The sequence below is a fragment of the Reichenbachiella faecimaris genome (assembly GCF_900176375.1).
Taxonomy (GTDB): domain Bacteria; phylum Bacteroidota; class Bacteroidia; order Cytophagales; family Cyclobacteriaceae; genus Reichenbachiella; species Reichenbachiella faecimaris.
In genome coordinates this window covers 360459-376859 of the sequence record NZ_FWYF01000003.1, presented here as the reverse complement: position 1 = coordinate 376859, position 16401 = coordinate 360459, and the positions used below count along the sequence as shown (strand labels likewise).

The window sequence follows — 16401 nt, the reverse complement described above, 5'->3', positions numbered from 1 at the left end:
TAATAACTAACTATGGATTTCAACGAAATAGCAACAGTATCAGGGAAAGGCGGATTATTTAGCGTAGTAGCTCCTACTCGTGGTGGAATGATTCTAGAATCAATGGATGAACAGAAAAAGAAATTGGTGGTCAACGTCAATTCTAAAGTATCTGTTCTTGGTGAAATATCGATTTATACGACCGACAAGGAAGGTTCGTGCCCGCTGGAGGAAGTGATGAAAAAAATTCATGCGGAATTCAATGGTGATACTGGTCTAGCTGGCAGCTCTGACAACGAAGAACTGAAGGCTTTCCTAAAACACATTCTGCCCAATTATGACGAAGATCGTGTCTATACCTCTGACATTAAGAAATTGGTAAAATGGTACCACTTATTAAGCAGTGGGTTTCCAGAGTTATTCGAGGAAAAGAAAGATACCAAGGAGGACACTGAAAAGCAGTAAGCTTCTGATGAGCGACTCACTCGCATCTTGTACTACCCTTATCACCAAACATTTTCAGCTCCCAGATGAGGAGCTGGCACCTCATCAATCTTCCGAACAAGCCTTGGAAGACGCTCTGGCCTCTATCATCAATAACCTAATCAATCAGGACATGACCCGATTGATGAATGCATTTTATAAGATAGATTTGGACGAAGTCAAGTTTAAAAAAATCCTCACCACAGCTGCTCCAGATCAAATAGGAATAACACTGGCGCGTGAAGTGATCAAACGTGAAATGCAAAAAGTAAAAACCAGAGAGCAGTATAGAAATTTTTAATTTTTCTGTACAATAGCTTCTTCTCCTCTAAAGGCATGTGCTTTATTCACCATGTCTGGAGACCCTATGAATAATGGCACTCTTTGATGTAGCTCGGTTGGCTCTATTTCCATTACTCTTCGTTGACCATCTGTTGCCATTCCTCCAGCTTGTTCTATTATGAAAGCCAAACAATTGCATTCATACATCAAACGAAGTTTTCCATTAGGCGCTTTTTCTGTACTTGGGTAAATGTAAATACCCCCTTTCAAAAGATTGCGATGAAAATCAGCAACTAACGACCCAATGTATCTGGCACTATAATTCTCTGACTTACAATATTGCAGATAATCTTTAACAGATGGTTCAAAACTCTGATATGACCCTTCGTTGATAGAGTAAATTGACCCATCCTTTGGGCATTTCATGTTTTGATGAGAAAGTAAGAATTCGCCCAACGTAGGTTCGAAAGTAAATCCATTCACGCCATGACCTGTAGTATAAACTAGCATAGTAGAAGATCCATAAAGAATATAGCCAGCTGCTACCTGATTATCCCCTTTCTGCAACACATCCTCCATTTGGACAGGTGTTCCGATAGGTGTTACTCTTCTGTAGATAGAAAATATAGTTCCAATGGAAACATTCACATCAATATTCGAAGATCCATCCAATGGATCCATGGCCACTACATAGCGACTATTGTTATTCAAACGAATGAGATCATCCTCTTCCTCAGAAATAATGGCACAAACTTCACCACCATTTTTCAATGCACGGGTAAAGCGAATATCTGCAATAACGTCCAACTTTTGCTGTTCCTCTCCCTGCACATTGGTAGCACCATAGGCTCCAGCAATGTCCAATAAACCAGACTTATTTACTTCTCTATTGATAATTTTACCGGCAAGGGCAATGTCTCTGAGCAATTGAGATAACTCGCCTGTGGCAAATGGAAATTCGCCTTGTTTGTCATTGATGAATCTATCTAAAGTAGTTCCAATAGTAGATCCGAGTGATTGCTTGTCCATTAAAAGTGTTTTGGGTGGTTGCAAAAATAGAAATAATCCGCTTAATGTTAAGTCACGGTTAAGAGATTCTACCCTCAATAGTTTCTCTTTTATTTTTTTATTCTACCTCCATAGGTAATTTTGCCTCCCTAATTTATTCAAGATGAAAGTATTCAAATTTGGTGGAGCGTCTGTAAAAGACGCCCCATCTGTAAAAAACGTAGCTGAAGTAATCAAGCAATTCTGTAATGATGAATTGGTCGTGATCGTATCTGCCATGGGCAAAACCACGAACGCATTAGAAGAATTGGTGAGTGTATTTTTCAAAAAAGGCAATTGGCAAGCAGAATTGAAGGAGATTAAGCGCTTTCACCTTGAGATTTCAAACGGATTGTTTGACCCAGGTCATCAAGTATTTGAAAGACTGGAATCTATTTTCGAAGGTATAGCCAAATATCTAAATTTCGCAGAGGGCAAAGCCTACATGGAGGTCTATAGTGAAATGGTGAGCCAGGGAGAATTGCTCTCTACCAGAATTATACGGAATTATCTCAATCAGAACATCCATAAAACCATCTGGATAGATGCCCGAAATTATGTCAAAACAGACTACAACTACATTGACGCTCGTGTAGATTGGGACATGACCAAACGTAATATCAGTGAAAAAATTCCTGCCTTCGCCAAAGATGCGATTGTAATCACGCAAGGTTTTATAGGGTCTAATGGTGAAGGAAAAACGACAACACTTGGTAGAGAAGGGTCGGATTTTAGTGCAGCCATTTTTGCCACTGGGTTAAACGCAGAGTCCGTGACAGTATGGAAAGACGTACCAGGCGTGATGACCGCTGATCCCAGCAAAATGCCAGATGCTGTGATTATCCCCAAGCTGAGTTACACGGACGCTTCTGAAATGACATATTATGGTGCTTCAATTATTCACCCAAGAACCATTAAACCTTTAGCTCAGAATGGGATCAAGCTATATGTCCGACCATTTAACGCGCCGCAAGAATTAGGTACAGTAATTGGTGCTGACTCAGCTGAGAAGCATCCTGCATCTTTTATTCTAAAAACCAAACAGGTTTTCATTGATTTTAAGGTCACTGACTTCACCTTCATAGACGAGAAAAAACTGAGCCTAATCTTCAATTCTCTTGATCAACTGAATATCAAAATCAATTTGATGCAAAACTCTGCCGTAAGTTTCTCTATTTGTATAGATAAGAAATTTGACAAGGTTGAAAAATTAGTTGAACGATTAAGCGACACCTTTAACATTGAAATGAGAGACAATCTTGAAATGCTAACTGTAAAAGGCTATGATCAGCAGGCATTGGATAAGATTTACGATAGAAAAGAGGTTTTGCTAGAGCAAAAATCGAAAGATGTATATCACTTGCTTTATGTTCCTGAGGAAAAGCATACTGAAATGTCTCGCAATTCGCTCGGATAAGGAGAATTAAACAATTTGTAATTGTTTGCTGCAATCTGTATTTTGTGTTTTTTACTAACATAAACTTATCATGAAAAACACCCTAACCGCTAGTCTAATTATTGCTGGACTAGTGTTCAACAGTTGCTCTCAAATAGACGAGCCTACACCTAGCAAAGAAGAATTCGCTTACAGTTCTGACATGAAAGTAAGGTATAACGGAAAATACCTTGAATTTGCATCCACGGAAGCACTGGATGAAACCATCGAATTTTTTGAAACGGCAGATCAAGCAGAAATAGATGCTTGGAAAAACCAATTTGATTTCGAATCATTTGAGGATATTTATCGTGCTGCCCAATACGAGCAATATCTTTATGAAGAAATGCTCATTTCAAAACTTAAAAATGAACTTTCGGAAGAAGAATTATCAAAAACCCCACTGCCAACTTTCGACCTTCAACCAATGGTTGCTCAAAACATGAGATTATTTGAATTTGATGAATCGAATAGAATCATGGGGATGAATCTGTTTCGACCTAATTTAGCCCCAATCTTAAACAGCCAAGGGATTCTAAAAGTAAACGGACACTTGTTCCAGTATAATGGTGACAACTCAAAAATTATCCTTGAAGGTGATGCATCACTGATTAGCCAGCTGGACAATATTACCCAATCAACCGCACAAGTAATCGTTGATTACGTACTTCCTGGCATAGGAGATGGAGAGTCAAATTCAAGACGTAATTTTAACCAAACCGGCCATGGGAAAAACGCTGGTTATGAAATTTATCTAACCGCAAAAATTCACACCTATACAAGACCCATTTATGGCCCAGAAGTCTGTAGGCTGGATTGTCCTGGTGAAGAAAAATTGAAACGCATAGCTCCGTCAAATGAGACGGCTATAAACCAGCCAATTAAACAGGTAGTAGATCCGTCTGATTGTTTTGAATATTGCTACCGACCCATCATTGGCACGCAGTACACAAGAACTGTTTATAGTGCAAGCACAAACTGCAACAGACTGATCATCAACTGGTTCAATACAGGTTGGAAAACCTGGGTTCCAGAGGAATATGTAGTCAACGTCAGATACAAAGTAAATGGGGTAAAGCAAAGAGCCTTTTCTTCACTATGTAGTAATAGTGGAACTGCTCGTTCAAGTACTCCTGGAAGTGACGTTAACTTTGTCATCTATGATGGGCCTGCTATTAACGTAACCTATGGACATCATCAGGCTACAGCAGTTACCAGTTCATTAGGTATTGGGACTGAAGAACTACATTGTGAACCAGCTCCTTATGGTTATCCTGGGTATCGTGGGTGGATTTCTCATTTGTCTTCTCAGGCAAGTCCAGATGCTTATGTGGAATTTAGCGATTGATGAAATTGTCCCTTTAGAGTTTTGCCAAAATTTGCTTAACCTGAGATAAATAAGCCAATCCAAAAAGATTAACATGAACAAGGAGTGGGTATAAATTAAAAATACCCACTCTTTCTTTATAACCTGGCTGCAAAGGATAAGCCGTCTCATAGTTTTCATAAAACCTATCATCAAATCCTCCAAACAATCCTGTAAAAGCAATTTCTGCTTCGCGATGACCATAATAAGCAGCTGGATCGAAAATCACTGGTTGCCCCTGGTCTCCAACTAAAAAGTTACCAGACCACAAGTCTCCATGTAATAGGGAAGGTCGCTCATTTGGAATCAGGTGCGGCAATTTTTTAAATAGTAGGTCAAATTTGGCATTTACCTGATCATCAATAAATCCCTTGTCTCTAGCCATTTTTAATTGAGGGATGAGACGCTCATTGATAAAAAAATCAGTCCAGTCAAGATGTTTTTTATTTATCTGACGAAGGCTGCCTATAAAATTATCGTGCCCCAACCCAAAGGAATTAGCCGTATGCTTATGAAGTTCAGCCAAACCCTGTCCAAAACTCTCCCAAAAGTCTGGACTTGTTTGCCGTGATTCTATATATTCTAAGCATAAATAGTCAATATTCCCTACTGCTCCTTGGCCAATTACTTCAGGTACGTCAATTGAATTTGTATTTTTTAATAGCACCAGACCTTTGGTCTCAGCCTCGAACATTTCTGATGCATTGCTATTCCATTTGATAAAATAATTTTGATGATTGTGCTGAAATACCCCTGCCTGATGAATGCATCCTCCACCAATTGGCTTAATTGTATTAGCATCAGTTTCGGTTTGAAACAATTGCCTTACCGCCTCATTCAGAAATTTCATTTCTGTGATTCAATGTATTTGATTAGCTCATCTACGGATCGTGACACCATCTGAAAAACATTTTCAAAGCCTTCTGGCCCACCATAATAGGGATCTGGTACGTTTAAATCACCATTCGATTTTGGATCAAAGGCTCTTAACAAGAATAAATGCTCAGTGCTTCCAGCAGTCAAGGCCTTCATGTCTTCGAAATTGTGTTCATCCATGGCCAACACATAGTCAAATCGATTAAAATCCTCTGCGATAAATTTTCTGGCTTTATGCTTTATAGGCACTCCGTGCTTTCTAGCTACTTCTATGCTGCGATGATCTGGCTTTTCTCCAACATGGTAAGCTGCGGTGCCTGCAGAATCAGCTATCATCGCTAAGCTATCAGCCTTGTGGTTGAAAATCGCCTCACCAAGTGGAGACCTGCAAATATTCCCAAGACACACAAACAATACTTTTTTCATACTACTCAAGATATTAATTGTAAGCAGAAAATTAATAAAACTATACACATTGTAGTGTTTGTCTATTAATTCGGTGAATTCATCGAAATGAAATTTACTCAGTCTTATTATTGTATAATTTTACCTTCGAGAAATTAAACCACTCCAAGTATGTCGAGAAAAACAAAGTCGGAACTAACCTTTATCCTCAAGTTATCCCTCTTGTTTCTGATTCTATTAGCGAGTAAAGTGAACAGATCTAGTGATATGCTTACTGCTGCCAAGCAGGCCCTTTCTCCTAAGGATAGTATTTCGGTGATTACTGCATCCATTAGAGATTAATCGTCTCCAATTTTGATCCCAAAAAAATATTTTAAAAAAAATTACTACAGGTGGTTACTTTGTTTATGTATCTAGTATAAAGAGGTACATAACACAAATTTTATTCATACACCTGTTTAACATTTTTATCAAAAATGAAAAGCCCCGAGATCACAATCGGGGCTTTTCGTTTTTATATGGTTTTGTGTTTTTATCTAAAGCTGAAGCCTAAACCAGCAGTCAACGTATTATACTTCTGGAAGGTGTAGTCAGTGTGAAGGGTAATAAAGGCCAGTTTCAATCTCAACCCTACAGTACCACGGAATGTACTTCCTCCATCATAAGTAAAATCAACAGGGTCATCTACTTCATAATTCTCTCCAGTAATACTATTCTGCAATTCTTTATTTTCAATATGTCCCTTAACTTTCAATCCACTAGAAACTGCATTATATCCAATGCCGCCATATAGGGTAAGAATAGAAAGTTTCTTAGAGACTAAAGCTTGAATGGTTGTATTATTAGCAATCATCTCTGTTGTCCCCTCGGCTGAAAATGAAGAGTTATCCTCATCAAAATCCACTGTAGATTTAAACCTCATGTAACCTACGAAGATGGACATATCCAATGGCAAATGTTTGATTCCTGGAATCCATTGTTTGAAATCATGCATTATACCAACTCCGAATAAATTTACGCCGTATTTGAGATCATTGCTCAATCCAGAACTCGCATCTACTGTCGCCTCGTACTTACCATATCTGATTTTAATATCTGTGTTTTTAATCAACCCAACACCCAATTGAATCATTGGCACAGGAACCCCTACTATTGGCAAATTCAAATCAGAGGGGTCAAACCCTTCAGGTGCATCAAATGTAGTAGCCGTATACTCGTAAGACTCACCATCTGGAGCTGTATAAGTACCTTGCAACTCTAAGCGCTCATTTGTATCTCCACCTACCAAAGTGGGTAAATCTGTAGTTCCACTAGGAGACCCTTCAAGTCTAAGATTAGAATAATTATTCGGGTTAAACAAAAATTGACGCTGGTCATTTGGGATGTTGGCCACGTTCACAGTCAAAGTAAGGTCAAAACCAAGTGGTTTATGGGTTTTAGCAGTGTTGTACCATCCGCCTGCCATACCGTTGGCAAAAGAAAACATTCCAGGTTTGATGTAACTGTTTAGATATTCTGTCACATCCTCTTCAGGGGCTCTAAATATATCAACAAAATCCTGTGCAAAGGATTTTGTCATTGGGGAAAGGCAAAAGATGATCCCCAGTATAAATATTGATTTAGTAAAGTTCAATCTCATGATTATCAGTTTTTATTTCGTAGTTTAAAAATAAAGCTAATTACAGTAATAATACAAATTAAGGTCTTTTCTTAGTTGAACTAGTCCATTTTGTCTAGTAAGAAAAGAATTCTATCGACCGATAAATAAAATTGATTTAATCTTTCGGTCTGGCAATATTGAAAGAGTAATTTTGGGGCATTAAGATTTACAACATAAATATTTACACGTAATATGTCATTAGTAGGAAAAAAAGCACCCTTATTTACTGCGCCTGCAGTTGTTAACGGCGACGAAATAGTTGAATCATTTTCATTGGATCAATATTTAGGTCAGAAAGAAGTGGTATTCTTCTTCTACCCAAAGGATTTCACTTTCGTTTGTCCAACTGAAATCTTGGCTTTCCAAGAAAAGTTAGCTGAATTCGAAAAAAGAGGGGTTGCTGTAGTTGGTGCTTCTACAGACACTGAAGAGACTCACCTGGCATGGTTGATGACCGACAAAAACAAAGGAGGAATTGAAGGTGTTACTTATCCATTGGTAGCTGATACTAGCAAAACTATCGCAAACAACTATGGGGTACTAGCTGGAGACTGGGATTATGATGAAGAAGGTCAACTCTCTTTCAAAGGTTTGCCAATCGCATTTAGAGGAACTTTCTTGATCGACAAAGAAGGAACTGTAAGACATGAGACTATCAATGACCTTCCTCTTGGAAGAAACATTGACGAAATGATCAGATTGGTAGACGCCCTTCAGTATGTGGAGAAACATGGTGAAGTTTGCCCTGCAAACTGGGAAGAGGGCAAAGATGCCATGCAAGCCACTAGAGAAGGTGTAGCTGACTATCTTTCTAAGCACTAAGAAATACGATTATATCGCTTTGAAAAGTCCTCCTTGATGGAGGACTTTTTTATTTTAGCCCTACCAAAAAAGACAGATGCAAGGAACGGTAACAAAATCGATGGGATTGTGGTATTTGGTAGAAGGACAAGATGGTACCAACTACCAATGCAGGCTCAAGGGTAAATTCAAACTTGAAGACAAAAAGATTTCCAATCCGGTTGCCGTGGGAGACAAGGTAGAACTCCTTGAAGATGAAGGCAATGCTGAGGCTTGGATTATATCAGATATTTTACCCAGAGAAAATTACATCATTAGAACCTCTCCAAAGAAAAAAGGTCATGGCCATATCATTGCCAGTAATATTGACCTGGCAGTAATTGTAGCCACTGTTGCGAATCCAAAAACATCACTAGGTTTTATTGATCGATTTTTAGTGACAGCTGAAGCCTTTCGTATTCCTGGCATGATTTTGTGCAACAAGATCGACTTGCTTTCTGGAGAAGAACTAGAAGCATTAAAAGAAAAAATGAAGGAGTATGAAGTTTTGGGGTATAAAACAGCATTCATTTCTGCACTTGATGCTAAGGACATAGCTTCTTTCAAAAAGTCCCTATCTGATCAAACCACACTTATTTCAGGGCACTCAGGGGTAGGAAAATCCACTTTGGTCAACCAACTGATACCTGAAGCAGATCAAAAAACTTCTGAAATTTCAGAATTCTCTGAAAAGGGAATCCATACGACCACTTTTGCCGAAAGGTTTAAAGTAGCAGAAAACTCCTACATCATAGATACACCTGGTATCAAAGAATTGGGTTTGGCAGAAATCGAAAAAGACGAGCTCAGTCATTACTTTCCGGAGTTGAGAGAGCTACTCGGTCAGTGCAAGTTCAATAACTGTACGCATACGCACGAGCCAGGATGTGCTATTGCTACAGCATACGAACAAGGTGAAATATCCCAAAGCAGATATGACAGCTATTTGAGCATGCTGATAGGTGATGACAATAGAAGATAATGAATATCACAGTCGGTCAAGATCAATACGAATACAGCGTTGAAGGGGAATCAATTATCGCCAAACAGGACAGATTGATTGATCGAGAAGATGACCTTACAAAAACAACCACCTGGCATAGGCAAGGATATACTGTACAGAACCTTTTTGATAACAGCACCTACCATTCATTCATTCAAGTCCTTACAGGCATTCTGCTAAACAAATTCCTAGAAAGTGGTATTCACCTAGACCCCAACAAAATCTCTGAGTATCACACCAGAGTTGAGAATTACGAGCAGCACTTGGCGATAGTTGACAAAACGAAACTTATACAAGGCTATGAATTAGATCCTTATTTTGAAAAACTTGAAAAAGCAGTTTCTGAAATATGTGGTATCCCCGTGTATAGCATCAAACCTATGAATGGCGAACGTGTTTTTCACTTTCGAATCATTCGGCCCAATCGCAAGGACTTCAACCCTTTGCACAAGGACGGATGGATGGAAGAGCTCAAGGATTGCATCAATCTGTATATTCCGATCTGTGGGAGCAATGAAAAGTCATCATTAATTCTGGCGGAAGGTTCTCATTTACTGAATGAGGATACATTTGTTAGAACTAAAGCTGGTGCCAAAATGAACGACGTTCAATTCAATGTGCCTGGCTTGATCGACTCAAAAGAGTCTTTGAACTTTGTCAGACCAAACCCTGGTTCAAATGAAATTCTTGTCTTCTCTCCCTACTTAATTCATGGTGGATCTTTGAATCTAAACACCAACCAAACCCGGATTTCGCTTGAAATGAGATTTTGGCGCAAGCCCTAGCCAAATCTGAACTTATGATACACCCTTCTGACAAATGATAAATCCAGTTTCATTTTATTTAGGGCGTTCAACAATCGATAAAACCCAGATGGCTGTTTGAGTCGCTTGTACAGATGATAAAAACAATCAAATTCTTTATGATTTCCAGAAAAAGCAGATTGTCTGAGCTCAAACTGAAGGCGCCTTATCAATGCCATTTGCTCGGACTCACTTTTGTTTATCGATCTGATTTTTTCACAAACCAGATAAGTAGAATGTAATTGAGCATCCCCCTGCTTATACCAACTGGTAGAATAGGATTGGTCACTTTTTCTAATCAAAGTAAGTACCTCTGGCTGATAGGCATAGTTCCAATTTCTTGAAGATCTCACCCAAAAATCAAAATCTTCATAGGCCAGTGATTCATCATACCCATTCAGCTCATCCAAAACATCCTTCCTCATCATCATGGTGGGTGTAGGAATAAAATAGGTGTCAATGACGTTTTCATAGATATTTCCTTCATAAGGCATCAATCTATCCTTGTCGAAATGGGTTTGAAGTTTTTCTCCAACCTCGCTGATGTATGTCCCATTGGAATAAATCACGCCAACTTTTTTAGCCTGTTTTTCGAAAAATCGGACCTGTTTTTCAATTCGATCAGCAAGCAAAATATCATCAGCAGCCAAATCAATGATATACTTACCTGTGGCCAATTTTAGCCCTTGATTAAAGGCCACTGTACTGCCCAAATTTTCCTTTATGGGCAGAAATGAAATTCCAGTGTGCTTACTGAGCCAGTTGTCTATTTCGTTTTGACTCCCATCCGAACTTGCATCATCTACTATAATTAGTTCTATGGAATCATAACTTTGGGTCATTACAGAATCTAAAGCCTCTTGAACGAATCTCGCCTGATTGTAACAAAGACAAATGACCGATACCAAAGGATTTTCCATGGCTTCAAAACTAAATATTTGTTGGGTTCTTCCATCTAATTAATATTTATATACTTTTGCGGCAGATGCTGTGTGGAATGAATTTCATCAATAACATATCGAAGTACAAAATGCTCATTCTTGTGATAGGAATGGTGGCTGCGTTGGGCATTGTGGCTCAGCCGGTATTGAAGGTATATGCTGATTGTGAATTCATTTGCCAATTGGATAAAGATATTGCTGACGAAAAGGGAGATTCCGAAAAGGAGATACCTAATGAGTCACAACTATCTACTTTGGAAGCAGTAGCTCCTACTGCTCAGATTCATTTCGCTCCTTTGGATTTTGTTTTGAATGATCAACCCGAGGTTGAGACTTCTGAAATGCAGACTTTGGATCGACTGGCAGTCCGTCTACCCGAAAAGCTCCTCAAGGTACTTTTCAATATTATCATTGCCCCTAACGCACCCTAAGCACATTCTTTTGCCTTCCGGCAAACTAAACCTGGTCACTCACGACCACTCATTCAATAAAAATTTTACTTAGTAATTACTTTTTTAAACATTTATAGAAATGAAAAATAAAGGCGGAGTAGTACTACTCACGATTGTAGTCTCCTTACTTTGTGTTTATTACCTGTCGTTCACTTTTGTGGCGCAGCGAGTAAACCAGCAAGCAATTGATGCAGCAACTGTAGAAAACACTACAGATTACCAAAAGAAACAACAATACCTCGATTCTGTATGGAACGAGCCTGTTTACAATCTCTTTGGTGTGGATTTTACATATAAAGAAATCAAAGAAACAGAATTGAACCTTGGACTTGACCTTCAGGGTGGTATGCATGTGACTTTGGAGGTTTCTCCAGTAGAAATCGTCAAAGGAATCAGTGGCAATAGTACGGATCCAAATTTCTTGAAAGCCTTAGATATGGCTAAGAAAAATGTGAAAGGCACGCAGCTAGATTTTGTGTCTGAATTCTACAATTCATACAAAGAGATCGCTCCAGACCAATCTTTGGCCAGTGTATTCGCTACAGCAGCCAATAGAGGGAGAATCAGTTTAAGCACTTCTGACGACGAAGTAATGGACTTGATCAACACGGAAGTAGACGGAGCAATCGAAAGATCATTCAATATCTTGAGAACCAGAATTGACAGATTCGGTACGTCTCAGCCAAACATTCAGAGATTGCAAGGGACAGGTAGAATCCAGATCGAACTACCAGGTGTTGACAACCCTGAAAGAGTTAGAAAACTTTTGCAAGGTGTAGCCAAGCTAGAATTCTGGGAGGTGCACGAAATGCAAGAAATTTTCCCAACACTTCAGGCTATGAATGATGTGATGGTGAAAGAAATGAAAGCGGAATTGCCTGAAATTTCTGGTGAAGATGCAACTGAAACCACAGCATCTGAAGATTTAGGTGATTTATTGTCTGATGATTCTGAAACTGATTCTTTGGATACCGATGATTTAGAAGCACAGTTGGCTAGCGACAGCACGGCAGTTGATTCTACTTTCAACTCACAAGTATCTCCATTGTTTAGCTTGTTGAAAGCACAGTATGGACTGGTGTATGATTTGAAAGACACTGCACAGGTCAACAGAATGTTGAAGAACCCTAAAGTTCAGCAGGTCATTCCTTCTACGATTAAATTCATGTGGCTGGTGAAGCCAATCAAAAATCAAGACGAATTGAGCCAGGATGAATTCTTGGAATTGTATGCAATCAAAACTAATCGTGGTGGAAAAGCACCATTGAGTGGAGAAGTAATTGTAGACGCACGTCAAGACTTAGATCAAAGAACTGCTCCAGCTATCAGCATGAATATGAATGCAACTGGTGCCAAAAAATGGAAAAAATTGACAGGTGACAACGTGAACAGACGTATCGCGATTGTACTGGACAACTATGTATACTCTGCACCAAATGTACAAGGTGAGATTCCTAATGGAAGCTCTCAAATCACTGGTAACTTCACGCTAGAAGAAGCAAAAGATTTAGCAAACATTTTGAAAGCAGGATCACTTCCTGCTCCTACTACTATTGTAGAAGATGTGGTAATCGGACCAACTTTGGGTAAAGTAGCGCAGGATCAAGGAATGCTTTCCATCTTCGCTGGTTTGGCTATTGTGATCGTATTCATGATCGCTTACTATTCAGGTGGTGGTATGATTGCTAACTTGGCTTTGTTCTTCAACGTATTCTTCATTTTAGGAATCTTGGCTCAATTGAGTGCAGCATTGACACTTCCTGGTATTGCAGGTATTGTGCTGACCATTGGTATGTCTATTGATGCCAACGTACTGATTTTCGAAAGAATTAAAGAGGAATTGAAAAATGGTGCTGGACTGAAGCAATCCATTTCTTCTGGTTATAAAAAGGCATATTCTTCTATCGTAGATGCGAACGTCACTACTTTCTTAGTTGGTATTATTCTTTACACTTTGGGTCAAGGACCAGTGAAAGGATTTGCTATCACGCTAATGGTAGGTATTGCATGTTCATTCTTCTCTGCGGTGTTCATTACCAGAGTATTTGTAGAATGGTTTAGCAAAAAAGGAGATCAGAGCAAAATTTCATTCGTTACAGGTCTTTCTAAAAACGCCTTGTCAGGTATGAACTTCGACTTTATCTCTAAGAGAAAATTTGCTTACTTGTTTTCTACAATATTTATCACCATTGGTATCATCGCCATGTTGATCAAAGGATTGACTTATGGTGTGGATTTTACAGGAGGTAGATCTTATGTGGTGTCCTTCGACAATCCAGTAGAATCCTCTGCATTGAAAGTAGCACTAGGGTCATCTTTCGACAATCAGGGTGTAGAAGTAAAAACTTATGGTGCCAACAATGTACTCAAAGTAACCACCAGTTACTTGATCAATGATGAGTCTGATGAAGCAGATGCAAACGTGAAAGCCGCATTAGTGAGTGGCGTTTCTGAATTCACGGGATTGACTTATGTGCTAGACGACACCAAAGCTGAAGCTGGCAATTTCACAATTGCAAGCTCTTCTAAAGTAGGCGCCACTATCGCAGATGATATCAAAAAAGCATCTACAGAATCTGTAGTTTTCGCTTTGATTGTCATCTTCCTTTACATCCTCGTAAGATTTAGAAAATGGCAATTTGGATTAGGTGCAATCATTGCACTTTTCCACGATACACTGTTCGTACTATCAGCTTTCGCTATTGCCAATATGTTCGGCATTTCATTCGAAGTTGATCAGGTTTTCATCGCGGCCATGTTGACCATCATTGGTTATTCTATCAATGATACTGTGGTAGTATTTGATAGAGTTAGAGAAAATCTTGATATCAAAGCAGGTGGCAATATGAAAGCGATTTTCAATGAGTCACTGAACAGTACGATCAACAGAACAATGATCACGTCTGTCACTACTTTGATTGTGGTTATTGTATTGTTCTTATTTGGTGGGGCTGTATTGAAAGGCTTCTCATTCGCTTTGATTGTAGGTATTTTAATTGGTACTTACTCTTCATTGTTCATTGCTACACCAATAGTCATCGACTTCAACAAGGAGAAGGAGTAAAACTCAATTAATCAAACTAACGAACCCTTCCAAAGTTTAAACTTTGGAAGGGTTTTTTTTATTGATCAATAAACTGGAAGTAAGATTCCAACGTTCCTTTCGGATCTTCTACTTGCGGGTAATGACCAATATTTTCTAGCAACCAGATGTTTTCTTCTGATATGATCTCTTGAAATCGTTCAACCATCACCTTTCCTGAAATAGGATCTTCAGGGCCATTGATCAACCCTAGTTTGTTTGGGTAATCCTGCAAGGCCCTCACCCATCGTTCGCGATTCTCCACTCGTTCCCTCATATATCGAATGATTTTGTGTGCTATTCTGTGCCCATTGGCCCTAGAAACCAGCTGCCAATAAATGCTCAGTTCTCCTGCTGTCAGCTGTGTATGTTTTCCAAAAATCTTAGAAAATGATTTTTCAAACTTCTTTTGGTTCAACAGACGGCTGAGAACAAATCCAATCGGACTCATTAATAACTTTTGAATTAAAATCGGATGATGCGCTTCGGGAAATATGCCACCATTGAGCAGGCAAGTTGATTTCACGATGAAATTTTGGTTTTCATTGGCACGAGCCAAAATCTCTTGAGCCACTGTATCTCCATAGTCATGAGCCAGAATATGAAATGCTTTGATTTCTTTTTCTTTGAGTAAATCCAGTATAAGATCTGCCTGTTTCATGATAGCATAAGGAAAATCGTAGGGCTTATCTGAATAACCAAATCCAATCATATCTGGAGCAATGACTGAAAAACGCTCGGTAAGTGGCTTCCATATCTTCCACCAATCATACGATGCAGTAGGGAATCCGTGGATCAACAACAGTATTTCCTTTTCAGCCTGCTGTTCTTTATAAACTATGGAATGTCCATTCCATTCAAATGTTTGGGCCGTATCATACCACTGATCTAGTGAACAATTTTCCATAGATTCGCCTTGTAGTTTGTTAAAGTTAAGCAAATCAACATGGATGATTTTATAGATCAAAAAGTAAGCATCATTGGTTCTGGAAGAGTAGCTACCAGTTTAGCTCATGCTTTCAAAGCGCAGGGCATTTTTATCAATGAAATATATAGCCGTTCTATCACTCATGCTGAAAAATTGAGTAGAGCGTTGCCAGGATCGAGCGCCACTGACTCACTTGACTTATCCCATAGTGAATCAAAGCTATTTGTTGTGGCCGTATCTGACGACACCATTCATGAAGTAGTTGGTCAATTTCAACCACCAAAAGGTGCTCTGCTCTTTCACACCTCTGGAACAGTGCCTATTGAAATCTTGGATACCAATGCTGGAGGTATATTCTATCCTCTTCAAACATTCACTCTGAATAAGGTAGTTGATTTCAAAACAGTCCCAATTTTGATTGAAGGTACTGATACCCATGCCGAAGACGTACTGTTGTCTCTGGGGTCGACCATCAGTAATCACGTGAAATTGGTATCTGGAGAAGAGCGGAAAAAGCTGCATATCGCAGCCGTTTTTGCCAGTAATTTTACAAACCGCATGCTAGCAGCTGCCGAGGAAATTCTACAAGACACTTCGCTTGATTTGAAAATTTTAGAGCCTTTGGTTTTTGAATCCATTCAAAACGCTTTTGATTTTGGCACGGACAAAGCATTGACTGGGCCAGCAAAAAGAGGGGACAGCAAGACCATTGAAAGTCACTTGAAATCGTTAGACCAAAATCCAGCACTCAAATCTATCTACGATAGACTGACAGCAATGATTACCTCAAAATTCTCACGCCCAAATTGAAAGCGTGCC

At 39.1% G+C, this 16401-nt stretch carries 17 protein-coding genes; 11 read left to right on the top strand and 6 right to left on the bottom strand.

Translation table 11 applies throughout. The features are described 5' to 3' along the window. Positions 1-12: 12 nt before the first annotated feature. Positions 13-444 (top strand): DUF5606 family protein, encoded by a 432-nt coding sequence (locus B9A58_RS14230; protein WP_084373542.1) that lies wholly within the window; start codon positions 13-15, stop codon positions 442-444. Between the two features lie 7 nt (positions 445-451). Further along, complete coding sequence (locus tag B9A58_RS14225) at positions 452-763, top strand: hypothetical protein (protein WP_084373541.1); 312 nt, start codon at positions 452-454, stop codon at positions 761-763. Here the strand turns inward: B9A58_RS14225 and fbp are convergent. Continuing rightward, positions 760-1773 (bottom strand): class 1 fructose-bisphosphatase, encoded by a 1014-nt coding sequence (gene fbp / locus B9A58_RS14220; RefSeq protein ID WP_084373540.1) that lies wholly within the window; start codon positions 1771-1773, stop codon positions 760-762. The genes B9A58_RS14225 and fbp overlap by 4 nt on opposite strands. A 142-nt stretch (positions 1774-1915) precedes the next feature. Between fbp and B9A58_RS14215 the strand changes: the two genes are divergently transcribed. Both B9A58_RS14215 and B9A58_RS14210 read left to right on the top strand, forming a co-directional pair. Next, positions 1916-3208, top strand: a complete 1293-nt coding sequence (locus tag B9A58_RS14215; RefSeq protein ID WP_084373539.1) for an aspartate kinase — start codon at positions 1916-1918, stop codon at positions 3206-3208. Between the two features lie 70 nt (positions 3209-3278). Then, a complete protein-coding gene (locus tag B9A58_RS14210; RefSeq protein ID WP_084373538.1) occupies positions 3279-4574 on the top strand; it encodes a hypothetical protein in 1296 nt (431 codons plus the stop codon). Between the two features lie 13 nt (positions 4575-4587). On the opposite strand, the gene B9A58_RS14205 is transcribed toward B9A58_RS14210, so the two are convergent. Next, entirely contained in the window at positions 4588-5442 is an 855-nt protein-coding gene (locus B9A58_RS14205; protein WP_084373537.1) for a fructosamine kinase family protein, read from the bottom strand. After that, the gene (locus B9A58_RS14200; RefSeq protein WP_084373536.1) at positions 5439-5894 is read right to left on the bottom strand and encodes a low molecular weight protein-tyrosine-phosphatase; all 456 of its coding nucleotides are present in this window, start codon (positions 5892-5894) and stop codon (positions 5439-5441) included. The genes B9A58_RS14205 and B9A58_RS14200 overlap by 4 nt, the downstream gene beginning before the upstream one ends. A gap of 150 nt (positions 5895-6044) precedes the next feature. Here B9A58_RS14200 and B9A58_RS20410 point away from each other — a divergent pair, with 150 nt between their 5' ends. Continuing rightward, positions 6045-6215 carry a hypothetical protein gene (locus B9A58_RS20410; protein WP_176214791.1) on the top strand — a complete coding sequence of 57 codons (171 nt, stop codon included), beginning with the start codon at positions 6045-6047 and terminating at the stop codon, positions 6213-6215. Between the two features lie 190 nt (positions 6216-6405). On the opposite strand, the gene B9A58_RS14195 is transcribed toward B9A58_RS20410, so the two are convergent. Next, entirely contained in the window at positions 6406-7512 is a 1107-nt protein-coding gene (locus B9A58_RS14195) for a DUF6588 family protein (RefSeq protein WP_139793901.1), read from the bottom strand. A 213-nt stretch (positions 7513-7725) separates the two neighbouring features. On the opposite strand from B9A58_RS14195, the gene B9A58_RS14190 reads away from it, so the two are divergent. The 3 genes from B9A58_RS14190 (at position 7726) to B9A58_RS14180 (ending at position 10161) form a co-directional block, all read left to right on the top strand. Beyond that, complete coding sequence (locus tag B9A58_RS14190) at positions 7726-8355, top strand: peroxiredoxin (RefSeq protein ID WP_084373534.1); 630 nt, start codon at positions 7726-7728, stop codon at positions 8353-8355. A gap of 76 nt (positions 8356-8431) precedes the next feature. Continuing rightward, a complete protein-coding gene (gene rsgA, locus B9A58_RS14185) occupies positions 8432-9355 on the top strand; it encodes a ribosome small subunit-dependent GTPase A (RefSeq protein WP_084373533.1) in 924 nt (307 codons plus the stop codon). After that, entirely contained in the window at positions 9355-10161 is an 807-nt protein-coding gene (locus B9A58_RS14180; RefSeq protein ID WP_084373532.1) for a hypothetical protein, read from the top strand. Before rsgA ends, B9A58_RS14180 begins: the two co-directional genes overlap by 1 nt. On the opposite strand, the gene B9A58_RS14175 is transcribed toward B9A58_RS14180, so the two are convergent. Then, on the bottom strand, positions 10158-11099 hold the full coding sequence (locus B9A58_RS14175) for a glycosyltransferase family 2 protein (protein ID WP_084373531.1): 942 nt from the start codon (positions 11097-11099) through the stop codon (positions 10158-10160). The genes B9A58_RS14180 and B9A58_RS14175 overlap by 4 nt on opposite strands. Positions 11100-11176: 77 nt before the next feature. Between B9A58_RS14175 and B9A58_RS14170 the strand changes: the two genes are divergently transcribed. Both B9A58_RS14170 and secDF read left to right on the top strand, forming a co-directional pair. Beyond that, a complete protein-coding gene (locus B9A58_RS14170) occupies positions 11177-11551 on the top strand; it encodes a hypothetical protein (RefSeq protein ID WP_084373530.1) in 375 nt (124 codons plus the stop codon). A gap of 100 nt (positions 11552-11651) precedes the next feature. Next, positions 11652-14636 carry a protein translocase subunit SecDF gene (secDF, locus tag B9A58_RS14165; protein WP_084373529.1) on the top strand — a complete coding sequence of 995 codons (2985 nt, stop codon included), beginning with the start codon at positions 11652-11654 and terminating at the stop codon, positions 14634-14636. Between the two features lie 58 nt (positions 14637-14694). Here the strand turns inward: secDF and B9A58_RS14160 are convergent, their stop codons facing one another. Next, positions 14695-15561, bottom strand: coding sequence for an alpha/beta fold hydrolase (locus B9A58_RS14160; RefSeq protein WP_084373528.1), 867 nt, complete (start codon positions 15559-15561; stop codon positions 14695-14697). Positions 15562-15600: 39 nt separating this feature from the next. Here B9A58_RS14160 and B9A58_RS14155 point away from each other — a divergent pair, with 39 nt between their 5' ends. Then, the gene (locus B9A58_RS14155; RefSeq protein WP_084373527.1) at positions 15601-16392 is read left to right on the top strand and encodes a Rossmann-like and DUF2520 domain-containing protein; all 792 of its coding nucleotides are present in this window, start codon (positions 15601-15603) and stop codon (positions 16390-16392) included. The last annotated feature ends 9 nt before the right edge of the window (positions 16393-16401 follow it).